This window comes from Pseudomonas sp. WS 5412 (genome assembly GCF_012985615.1).
GTDB classification, from domain to species: Bacteria; Pseudomonadota; Gammaproteobacteria; order Pseudomonadales; family Pseudomonadaceae; genus Aquipseudomonas; species Aquipseudomonas shahriarae.
This window is the reverse complement of the sequence record NZ_JAARMB010000032.1, coordinates 24942-34800: the sequence shown is the minus strand read 5'-3', so window position 1 is coordinate 34800 and position 9859 is coordinate 24942. Positions and strand designations below refer to the sequence as shown.

Sequence of the window (9859 nt, the reverse complement as noted above, 5' to 3'; positions counted from 1 at the left end):
AGGCGCCCCGTTAAACCACGATGGCCGCAGGCAGGTATTGCGCAGTGGGCACCCCGGCATGGATGCCGGGGTAGCCGCGACACGGCCAGGGATGGCCGATCGCGGCGGGCCCACGGAGCAATGCCTGACTGCGGGCATGCCGAGCCTGGGCGAGGCACCGAGTGGTGGGGCAAAAGCGCTTTGGTTACTTTCGCGCTCTTCGAAAGTGACCCGCCGTAAGGGCGGAACCAATAGCCGCCATAACCGCAGCAACGGATATGTACTCACACCCAATAACCAAAAAGAGCAAGTCGTGTAGATACCTATGCTGCGATGCGGCGACCCGACAAGCCGGCTCCCACATTTGAATTGGATTTCAAATCATAAAAAAGGCGACCGTTTGAAGGTCGCCTTAGATCATTTTGCGTACTGCTTGCTCAACCCCGGCGGTACGCCCTGCACATTCGTCTCTTCCCATGGCCCATTCGGGCTGATGGAGCGGCTCCAGCCGTTGCTCCAGCGGTAGTAGGTGCGCTGGCGGTAGAAGGTGTCCGGTTGCTCGTCCAGCACGTACACCTGCATCTTGCCGTCCCAGTGGCTGGCAGCGCCGGGGGGTGGGGCGAAGGTTGGGGACTTGCTGGGCAAGGGCTTGGCGGGGGCGGTGACCGGGCCGGAAGGTTTGGTTACCGGCTGGGTCGAGGGGCCCGACGGTGGAATGGTCGGGCCCGTAGGGGCTGGAGGTGGCCGATGGACCGCGCAAGCGCTCAAGCCCAAGACCAGACTGAGCAGGGTGATACGAGCGATGGCGGTCATGGGGATTTCCTCGAAATTATTTATCCGGACTGTCGATGGTCAACTGCTGGGTCGCGGTGGTGCTGCTGGCCAGGGGTTGACTGCGGCCGATCCACTCGCCGGCAGTCGGTTGACCGGCCCGTGAGATGCGCGCAACCAGTTGGACTTCGGGAAAGTTGGACAGTTTCAACTGCGGCATCATCGCATCGGCATCGCCCAGCTCGACGGTCACCGGCAGGTCGGCCACGGTGACGCGCTTGGCGGCCAGTGGCGCCGGCGGGCCGGAAACGGCGCGGGCGAAGATGAATACGCTGTCAGTCGGCAGAGCGCGGGCTTTGACGTCGGCCGCCAGGTCCACGCGTACTTTCATCACGGCGGTCTTGGTAGTTGGCGCGACGGCACCGCCGCCCTCTTTCAACTTCTCGGCCGCGCGGTCGATGCCGCCTTGCAGCGCTGAGCGGGAATTGTCTTTCTCCGGCAACAAGGCCAACAGACGGTTCCAGTAGTCGATGGCTTCCTGGTAACGCTGCCCTTCAAAGGCGGCGATGCCCAACAGGCCAAGGCTGGTGACTTCCTTCGGGTCGAGTTTCAACGCTTCGTCAGTCAGGGCCTGAAGCTGCGGCGACCACTGTTTGTTGTTGGCAAAGTACTGCGCCTGGGCCCACTGCCCGAGCAACTCGGGCTGGCGACCGGCCAGGGCCACGGTGCGCTCGAAGACCTTGGCCGCGTCGGCCGAACGATCCTGGGCCATGTAGGCGCGACCCAGGAAGTACAAGCCTTCGGCAGAATCCGGTTGCGCCGCCGCAGCCCGTTCCAGGCGCTGGGTCATGTCGGCAAGGGATACCGGCGGCTGGGCGAATTCGCGGGTCAGTTCAACCTTGTCGATGGCGCCGTAATGCAGGTACAGCCCCAGGCCCAACACCGGCACCAGCACGGCGGCCAGCAGTGGCAGCGGCTTGCCAAGGCGCGATTCGCGGGGCTTTTCCACGCCTTCGGTATCGGCCAGCAATTCACGGGCGGCTTCGGCGCGGCCGGTATCGAGTTGCGCCGCGTTGAGCACGCCTTCGCTTTGTTGGGTTTGCAGTTCAGCAACACGTTCCTGATACAGCGCGACGTTCAACGCGGTGCGGTCTTCTTCACGCTGGGCGCGACGTACGCGCAACACCGGGATCAACAGGAAACTCAAGGCAACCAGGAGCAGCAGGCCAGCTGCGAGCCAGAAATCAATCATCAGTTTTTTTGTCCAGCAGTTGGTCGAGGCGTTGGCGCTCTTGGGCAGATAGCGCATCAGAACCATCGGTAGGCGCCGCACGGCGACGGCGGACGATCACGGCCATGACCACCAGGCCACCCAGCAACAGGGCGGCGGGGCCAAACCAGAGCAAGGCGGTCTTGCTGGTCAGCGCCGGCTTGTAGCGGACAAAATCACCATAGCGATCGACCATGAAGTCGATGATCTGCTGATTGTCCTTGCCCTCGCCCAGCATGCGGAAAATCTCTTTGCGCAGGTCGGCGGCAATCGGTGCGTTGGAGTCGGCGATGTCCTGGTTCTGGCACTTGGGGCAGCGCAGTTCCTTGGTCAGCTCGCGGAAACGCTCACGGTCGCCATCGCGGGCAAACTCGTAGGTGTCGATGGCGGCATGGGCCACGCCCACCAGGCCCAGGGCCAGTACTGCGGCGGTCAACCAACGCTTCATGGCTTGGCCTCGTCCACCAGGGCCTGGTACTTGGCCGCCAGTTGTTCGCGCCAGACCACTTCGTCGATCACCCCCACGAACTTGTCGCGGATCACGCCCTTGGCGTCGATAAAGAAGGTTTCCGGGGCACCGTAGACGCCGAGGTTCAAGCCCAGGTTGCCGTCTTCATCGCGCACGTCCAATTGGTATGGGTTGTGGAATTCCGCCAGCCACTTCAAGGCCGCTGCATTGTCGTCCTTGTAGTTGATGCCGTAGATCACCACGCCCTTCTCCGCCAGCTTGTTCAGCACCGGGTGCTCCACGCGGCAGGAGATGCACCAGGTGGCCCACACGTTGACCAGCGCCGGCTTGCCGATCAGGTCTGCCTGGGTCAGGGTTTTATCGCCCTGCACCGTAGGCAACGAGAACGCCGGGAACGGCTTGCCGATCATCGCCGACGGCAGCTCGGCCGGGTCCAGGTACAGGCCGCGATACAAAAACACCGCGACCAGCAGAAACACCGCCAGTGGCAATACCATCAACCAACGCTTCATACCGCCGCTCCCTGCATGCCGAGGGCTTCACGCACCCGGCTCTTGACCTTGACCCGGTAACGCCGGTCCATCGCTGCCAGCAAACCACCGAAGCCGGTCAGCAGGCCGCCGAACCAGATCCAGCGCACAAACGGCTTGACGTGGACCCGCACGGCCCAGGCGCCCTCGCCCAGGGGTTCGCCCAAGGCGACATACAAGTCACGGGTGAACCCGGCGTCGATCCCGGCTTCGGTCATCATCGAGCTCTGTACGGTGTACAGGCGTTTTTCCGGGTGCAGCACGGCGATTTGCTTGCCGTTGCGCAGCACACGCACGGTGCCTTTGTCGGAGGTGAAGTTCGGCCCTTCGAAGTGCTTGGCGCCCTCAAAGACGAACTGGTAGCCGGCCAGGTCCATGGACTCGCCAGGGGCCAGGCGCAGGTCGCGCTCGGCGCTGTTCTGGCTGGACAACACCACGCCCAGGGCGCACACGGCGATACCGATGTGCGCGATCTGCATGCCCCAGTAGCTGCGGGTCAGGGTTGGCAGGCCTTTGATCAGGCCCTTGTGCCGGGTCTTGTCGAAGATATCGCGCACGCCGGCCAGCAACACCCAGGCCGCGAGCATAAAGGTGGCGAGCACTGCCCAGTTGAAGTCGCCGTAGGCAATCCCGGCAACCACCGACAGTGCAGCACTGCCCAGCAGCACGGGGATCAACATGCCCAGCAGCCATTTGACCGGGGTGTCTTTCCAGCGCACCAGCACGCCGATGGCCATTACCACCATCAGCAGGCCCATCAACGGGATGAACAATGCGTTGAAGTACGGCGGGCCGACCGACAGCTTGGCGCCAGTCAGGGCATCGAGCACCAGCGGGTACAGAGTGCCCAGCAGGATCATCGAGGCCGCAACGATCAGCACCAGGTTATTACCCAGCAGCAGGGTTTCCCGCGACCACAGGTTGAAGCCCACGTGGCTCTTGACCACCGGCGCGCGCAGGGCAAACAGGGTCAGCGAGCCACCGACCACGCAGAGCAGGAAGATCAGGATGAACACACCACGCTCAGGGTCGGCGGCGAACGCGTGGACCGAGGTCAGCACGCCGGAACGCACGAGGAACGTGCCCAGCAGGCTCAGGGAGAAGGCGGCAATGGCCAGCAACACGGTCCAGCTCTTGAACACGCCGCGTTTTTCGGTGACGGCCAGGGAGTGGATCAACGCCGTGCCCACCAGCCAGGGCATGAAGGAGGCGTTTTCCACCGGGTCCCAGAACCACCAGCCGCCCCAGCCGAGTTCGTAATAGGCCCACCACGAGCCCAGGGTGATGCCGATGCCGAGGAAGGCCCAGGCGACGATGGTCCATGGCCGCGACCAGCGCGCCCAGGCGGCATCAAGACGCCCGCCGAGCAAGGCGGCGATGGCAAAGGCGAAAGCCACGGAGAAGCCCACATAGCCCATGTACAGCATCGGCGGGTGGACGATCAGGCCGATATCCTGCAGCAACGGGTTGAGGTCGCGACCATCCACGGGAATCTGCGGCAAGATCCGCTCGAACGGGTTGGAGGTCATGATCAGGAACAGCAAAAAGCCGATGCTGATCATGCCCATCACCGCCAGCACCCGCGCCAGCATGACTTGCGGCAACTGCCGGGAGAACACCGACACGGCAAAGGTCCAGCCGCCGAGGATCAGGGCCCACAACAGCAGGGAGCCTTCGTGGGCGCCCCACACGGCGCTGAACTTGTAGTACCAGGGCAAGGCGCTGTTGGAGTTGCTGGCCACATAGGCGACGGAAAAGTCGTCGGTCATAAACGCGTAAGTCAGGCAACCGAAGGCGAACGCCAGGAACGCGAACTGGCCCCAGGCGGCGGGCTGCGCCAGGCTCATCCACAGCCGGTCGCCGCGCCAGGCGCCCAGCAGCGGGACGATGGCCTGGACGATGGCAAAGCACAGGGCGAGGATCATCGCCAATTGGCCCAACTCGGGAATAAACAATGTAGAGGTCATTGCTTAACCCTCCTTGGCTGGGGTGGGCGCGGATTGGCCGCTGTCTTTGAGGGCCTTGGTCACTTCCGGCGGCATGTATTTCTCATCGTGCTTGGCCAGCACTTCATCGGCCACCACCACGCCTTGGGCGTTGATCTTGCCCAGGGCCACGATGCCCTGCCCTTCGCGGAACAGGTCCGGGAGGATGCCGCGGTAGGTGATGGTCACGGATTTGTTGAAGTCGGTAACCACGAAGGTCACGTCCAGGGAGTCGCCGGAGCGCTTCAGGGAACCGGCCTCGACCATGCCACCGGCACGGATCCGCGTGTCTTGCGGCGCTTCGCCATTGGCGATCTGGGTCGGGGTGTAGAACAGGTTGATGTTCTGCTGCAGGGCACTCAAGGCCAGGCCTACGGCTATGCCGACGCCCACCAGGATGGCAAGGATGATCAACAGACGCTTTCTACGCAGCGGATTCACTTATCGGTCTCCCGGCGCAGACGACGCGCCTCTTGTTGCAGGTAACGCTTGCGGGCCAGGATCGGCGCAACAACGTTGAGGGCCAGGACTGCCAGGCTGATGCCATAGGCGGTCCAGACGTACAGGCCGTGGTGGCCCATGGCGAGAAAATCACTGAAAGAGGCGAAACTCATCCACGGGCTCCCAGGCTGTTTTGCACTTCGACCTTGACCCAACTGGTGCGGGCTTCACGCTTGAGCACTTCGAGGCGCATGCGCATCAGCAACACTGCGCCGAAGAAGCAGTAGAAGCCCAGGACCATCAGCAGCAGCGGCGCCCACATTTCCACGGGCATCGCCGGTTTTTCAGTGAGGGTGAAGGTGGCGCCCTGGTGCAGGGTGTTCCACCACTCCACCGAGTACTTGATGATCGGGATATTGATCACGCCGACAATCGCCAGCACCGCGCAGGCCTTGGCGGCGCTGTCACGATTGCTGATCGCGTTGCCCAGGGCAATCAGACCGAAGTACAGAAACAGCAGAATCAACATGGACGTTAGTCGCGCATCCCAGACCCACCACGAGCCCCAGGTCGGTTTGCCCCAGATTGCCCCGGTGAGCAGCGCCACCGCGGTCATCCACGCACCGATGGGCGCCGCGCATTGCAGGGCGACGTCGGCCAGCTTCATCTTCCACACCAGCCCGACAATGCCGCACACCGCGAGCATCACGTAGCAGGACTGGGCCAGCAGCGCGGCGGGCACGTGGATATAGATGATGCGAAAGCTGTTGCCCTGCTGGTAGTCCGGTGGTGCGAAGGCCAGGCCCCAGACCAGGCCAATACCGATCAGCAGGAAGGCGGCGACGGCGAGCCAGGGCAGCATTTTGCCGCTGATCCCGTAGAACCACTTGGGCGAGCCGAGCTTGTGAAACCAGGTCCAGTTCATTGCTGTTTCCATCACGGTTGCTTCTTGTCGTTGCAAGAAGCTTAGGGTCTTTACTGACGCAGTGAAAATACCGGGTCAGACCTCATTATTCGCCGACGCTGATCTTCAGGCCGGCCGCTATAGCAAAGGGTGTCAGGGTTACCGCCAGGGCGGTCAGGCTGCCAAGCCACAAGAGGTAACCGGTCGCCGGCATCCCCATGAGCGCGGCCTGCAAGGCGCCGCTGCCCAGGATCAATACCGGGATATACAAAGGCAGAATCAGCAAGGCCAGCAACAGCCCCCCACGTTTCAGGCCCACCGTCAGTGCTGCACCCACCGCCCCCAGCAGGCTCAGCACCGGGGTACCTAGCAACAACGAGGCCAGCAAGACGGGCAGGCATTCGGCGGGCAGGCCCAGCATCATCGCCAGCAGCGGTGCGAGCAGGACCAGCGCCAGGCCGGAGAAGGCCCAGTGTGCCAGTACCTTGGCCAGAACCAGAAGAGGCAGGGGGTGCGACGAAAGGACCCACTGTTCAAGGGAACCATCTTCGAAATCACTGCGAAACAGCCCGTCCAGCGAGAGCAGGACGGACAAAAGGGCCGCGACCCACACCAGTCCCGGAGACAAGGTTTGCAACAGTTTAGTCTCGGGACCGACCGCCAACGGGAACAACGCGATGACAATCGCGAAGAACACCAGCGGGTTGGCCAGTTCAGCCGGGCGGCGACACAGCAAACGGGCTTCGCGGGCGACCAACAGGGCAAATACACTCATACCGACCACCGTCCCAGGTCCAGGTCGCGGTAACCGGCAGGCATGCGGGTCAAGGTGTGGTGGGTAGTGAGGACCACCATGCCGCCTTGCTCGCAATGCCGGGCCAGGTGTTCTTCGAGCTGCGCCACGCCCTGCTTGTCGAGGGCGGTGAAGGGTTCATCGAGGATCCACAACGGCGGGCCCTCCAGGTACAGGCGGGCCAGGGCCACCCGGCGCTGCTGGCCGGCCGACAGGGTATGGCACGGCACATCTTCGAAGCCCTTGAGCCCGACGGCCGCCAGGGCCTGCCAGATGGATGCGCGCGGGGCCGGATGATGCAGGGCGCTGAGCCAACTGAGGTTTTCTTCGGCCGTCAGCACATCCTTGATCCCCGCAGCGTGGCCGATCCACACCAGATTGCGCGCCAGCTCCGTGCGTTGCTCTTGCAGCGGCTTGCCATTGAGGCGCACCTGGCCTGCCGTGGGCTGCATCAAACCGGCCAGCAGGCGCAGCAGGCTGGTCTTGCCACTGCCGTTGGGGCCGCTGATCTGCACCATGTCGCCCGCCGACAGCCGCAACTCGAGGTGTTCGAACAGCATCCGCAGGTCTCGCTCACAGGCAAGCGCAACGGCTTCAAGTAGGGGGCTGGTCACAAGATCGCGGGCCTTTACGGTTCAAGTCGGCGGTGGAACGGCCGTTAAAGAGATGCACAATAACTGCATTGGCGGCCTGTTTTAGAGAGCTGGATCAATCAGTTGAGATGTTTTTGACCCGCTCTTTGAAGACGGGCGGCATTATACATGTGATGCCCTACTCTAAAGAGGGCAATTTCCTTGAGACGGCGGCCACGATGACCGGTGACATCAACCTTCCGACCCTGCCCCCTGCCCCGGCCTCCGGGCCCAGGCCTGCGCCTGCGGTGGGCGAACTGCTGAAACTGCTGGAGCCGCAGACTGGGTTGATCGACGCCGGCAAAACCGTGAACGCCGAGGTCCTGGCGCTCAAGCAAGGCGGTGAAGCCTTTCAGCTGTTGCTCAAGCTGACCCTTGAAGGTGGCCGGCAAACCCTGGTGCAGGCCGCGAGCAGCCAGCCACTGCCCCTGGGCAGCAACGTGGCGGTGAGCCAGACGGCATCGGGCGACCTGGCGATCAGCCTGCAGCAGGCCCTCAGCGCCAATGTTGCCGCCCTGACCCGCATCGACACCCACCAGTTGCCGGTGGGCACCTTGCTCCAGGCCAAGGTGCTGACCTCGCAGATGCTGCCCCAGGGCGCCGGGCAACCGGCGCTATACCGTTCGCTGGTGTCGGTGCTCAACAACGCCCTGAGCGGTACCACCCTGACCCTGGAAAGCCCGCAACCGCTGCGCGTCGGTAGCTTGTTGAGTGCCGTGGTGCAGGGTGCGCAGACCCTGGATTTCGTGCCCCTGAGCGGGCTGCGCGATCAACTGGCGGTCAGCCAGCAACTGGCCGCCCAGCAAAGCCGCCAGGCCTCGCTGGAAGGGGTGTTCAATGCCCTGAAAAACCTGCCCGATGACACCTCCGCACAATTGCGCGCCGCCGTCGATCGCCTGCTGGCCGGGCTGCCGGATGTGGCGCAGGTCAGCAACCCCAGGGTGCTGGCACAACTGCTGCACAACAGCGGCGTGTTCCTTGAAGCCAAGCTGCTGGCCGGGCAAAACCCGCAAGTGCCACCGCTGGATATGAAGGGCAGCCTGCTGCGCCTGGTCAACGAATTGCTACCCGCCCTGCCCGCCAACACCAACCTCAATGCAATCCTGGCCGCCAATACCCTGGCGCAGATGCTGCCCAGCTTTGTCCGCAGCCCGCTGGGTACCCTCGGCCAGGTGGGCGCCCGCAACGCGCCGGGCGGCTTCCCATTGCCGGAGCGCCTGCTGCAGCGCCTGGACGGTGAAAACAGCCTGGAAAACCTGCTGCGCCTGGCCGCCGGCGCCATCTCGCGCTTGCAGAGCCATCAACTGTCGAGCCTGGAACAGAGTGGCACCACCGCCGATGGCCGCCTGCAAACCACCTGGCAACTGGAAATCCCCATGCGCACCTTGCAAGACATCGTGCCGCTGCAGGTCAAGTTCCAGCGCGAAGAGCCGGCGCCGGACAAGGACGAGCCGGAACGCAAGATCGAACGCGACGCGAAGAAGATGCTGTGGCGCGTGGAACTGGCCTTCGACATGGAGCCCCTGGGCCCCTTGCAGGTCCAGGCACAATTGAGCCAGGGCAAACTGTCCAGCCAGCTATGGGCCACCCGCCCCTACACCGCCAGCCTGATCGAAAGCCACCTGGGCAGCCTGCGCGAGCGCCTGGTGTCGTCGGGCCTCAATGTCGGCGACCTCGACTGCCACCTCGGCACCCCGCCCCGCGGGCCAAAGACCGGGCTGGAACAACGCTGGGTGGATGAAACCGCATGAAAAACCCCAACCCACCACGCCAGGCCATCGCCCTCAAATACGACGGCAAAGCCGCCCCCGCCCTGACCGCCAAAGGCGACGACGCCCTGGCCGAAGCCATCCTGAAGTTGGCGCGCGAACATGAAGTCCCGATTTATGAAAATGCCGAGCTGGTGAAACTGCTGGCGCGCATGGAGTTGGGTGACAGCATTCCCGAAGAGCTGTACCGCACCATCGCCGAGATTATTGCGTTTGCCTGGACGCTCAAAGGCAAGTTCCCCGCGGGGTATGACCCGAATGCCGAGCCAATGGAGCGGGATGTGACGGCGCGCGGGGATGATTACTGACGTTTCGA

The 9859-nt window shown here is 63.5% G+C and carries 12 protein-coding genes; 2 read left to right on the top strand and 10 right to left on the bottom strand.

Annotated features, from left to right (window positions below):
• Positions 1 to 396: 396 nt before the first annotated feature.
• The 10 genes from HBR94_RS26945 to ccmA all read right to left on the bottom strand — a co-directional run bounded on the left by HBR94_RS26945 (position 397) and on the right by ccmA (position 7756).
• Positions 397 to 792 (bottom strand): hypothetical protein, encoded by a 396-nt coding sequence (locus HBR94_RS26945; RefSeq protein ID WP_115127676.1) that lies wholly within the window; start codon positions 790 to 792, stop codon positions 397 to 399.
• A 16-nt stretch (positions 793 to 808) separates the two neighbouring features.
• On the bottom strand, positions 809 to 2002 hold the full coding sequence (gene ccmI, locus HBR94_RS26940; protein ID WP_057438828.1) for a c-type cytochrome biogenesis protein CcmI: 1194 nt from the start codon (positions 2000 to 2002) through the stop codon (positions 809 to 811).
• Positions 1995 to 2468 carry a cytochrome c-type biogenesis protein gene (locus HBR94_RS26935; RefSeq protein WP_057438827.1) on the bottom strand — a complete coding sequence of 158 codons (474 nt, stop codon included), beginning with the start codon at positions 2466 to 2468 and terminating at the stop codon, positions 1995 to 1997. The genes ccmI and HBR94_RS26935 overlap by 8 nt, the downstream gene beginning before the upstream one ends.
• Positions 2465 to 3001, bottom strand: coding sequence for a DsbE family thiol:disulfide interchange protein (locus HBR94_RS26930; protein ID WP_115127674.1), 537 nt, complete (start codon positions 2999 to 3001; stop codon positions 2465 to 2467). Before HBR94_RS26930 ends, HBR94_RS26935 begins: the two co-directional genes overlap by 4 nt.
• Positions 2998 to 4986 carry a heme lyase CcmF/NrfE family subunit gene (locus HBR94_RS26925; RefSeq protein ID WP_169961357.1) on the bottom strand — a complete coding sequence of 663 codons (1989 nt, stop codon included), beginning with the start codon at positions 4984 to 4986 and terminating at the stop codon, positions 2998 to 3000. The genes HBR94_RS26930 and HBR94_RS26925 overlap by 4 nt, the downstream gene beginning before the upstream one ends.
• 3 nt (positions 4987 to 4989) lie before the next feature.
• The gene (ccmE, locus tag HBR94_RS26920; protein ID WP_169876558.1) at positions 4990 to 5445 is read right to left on the bottom strand and encodes a cytochrome c maturation protein CcmE; all 456 of its coding nucleotides are present in this window, start codon (positions 5443 to 5445) and stop codon (positions 4990 to 4992) included.
• Positions 5442 to 5618 carry a heme exporter protein CcmD gene (gene ccmD, locus HBR94_RS26915; RefSeq protein ID WP_029292593.1) on the bottom strand — a complete coding sequence of 59 codons (177 nt, stop codon included), beginning with the start codon at positions 5616 to 5618 and terminating at the stop codon, positions 5442 to 5444. Before ccmD ends, ccmE begins: the two co-directional genes overlap by 4 nt.
• Positions 5615 to 6370 carry a heme ABC transporter permease gene (locus HBR94_RS26910; RefSeq protein WP_057438825.1) on the bottom strand — a complete coding sequence of 252 codons (756 nt, stop codon included), beginning with the start codon at positions 6368 to 6370 and terminating at the stop codon, positions 5615 to 5617. Before HBR94_RS26910 ends, ccmD begins: the two co-directional genes overlap by 4 nt.
• Before the next feature lie 85 nt (positions 6371 to 6455).
• A complete protein-coding gene (gene ccmB, locus HBR94_RS26905) occupies positions 6456 to 7124 on the bottom strand; it encodes a heme exporter protein CcmB (protein WP_032859085.1) in 669 nt (222 codons plus the stop codon).
• Positions 7121 to 7756, bottom strand: a complete 636-nt coding sequence (gene ccmA, locus HBR94_RS26900; protein ID WP_115127672.1) for a cytochrome c biogenesis heme-transporting ATPase CcmA — start codon at positions 7754 to 7756, stop codon at positions 7121 to 7123. The genes ccmB and ccmA overlap by 4 nt, the downstream gene beginning before the upstream one ends.
• A 197-nt stretch (positions 7757 to 7953) precedes the next feature.
• Between ccmA and HBR94_RS26895 the strand changes: the two genes are divergently transcribed.
• Both HBR94_RS26895 and HBR94_RS26890 read left to right on the top strand, forming a co-directional pair.
• On the top strand, positions 7954 to 9525 hold the full coding sequence (locus tag HBR94_RS26895; RefSeq protein WP_120732252.1) for a flagellar hook-length control protein FliK: 1572 nt from the start codon (positions 7954 to 7956) through the stop codon (positions 9523 to 9525).
• Positions 9522 to 9851: an EscU/YscU/HrcU family type III secretion system export apparatus switch protein gene (locus HBR94_RS26890; protein WP_057438823.1), complete on the top strand. Its 330-nt coding sequence runs from the start codon at positions 9522 to 9524 to the stop codon at positions 9849 to 9851. Before HBR94_RS26895 ends, HBR94_RS26890 begins: the two co-directional genes overlap by 4 nt.
• Positions 9852 to 9859: the final 8 nt, after the last annotated feature.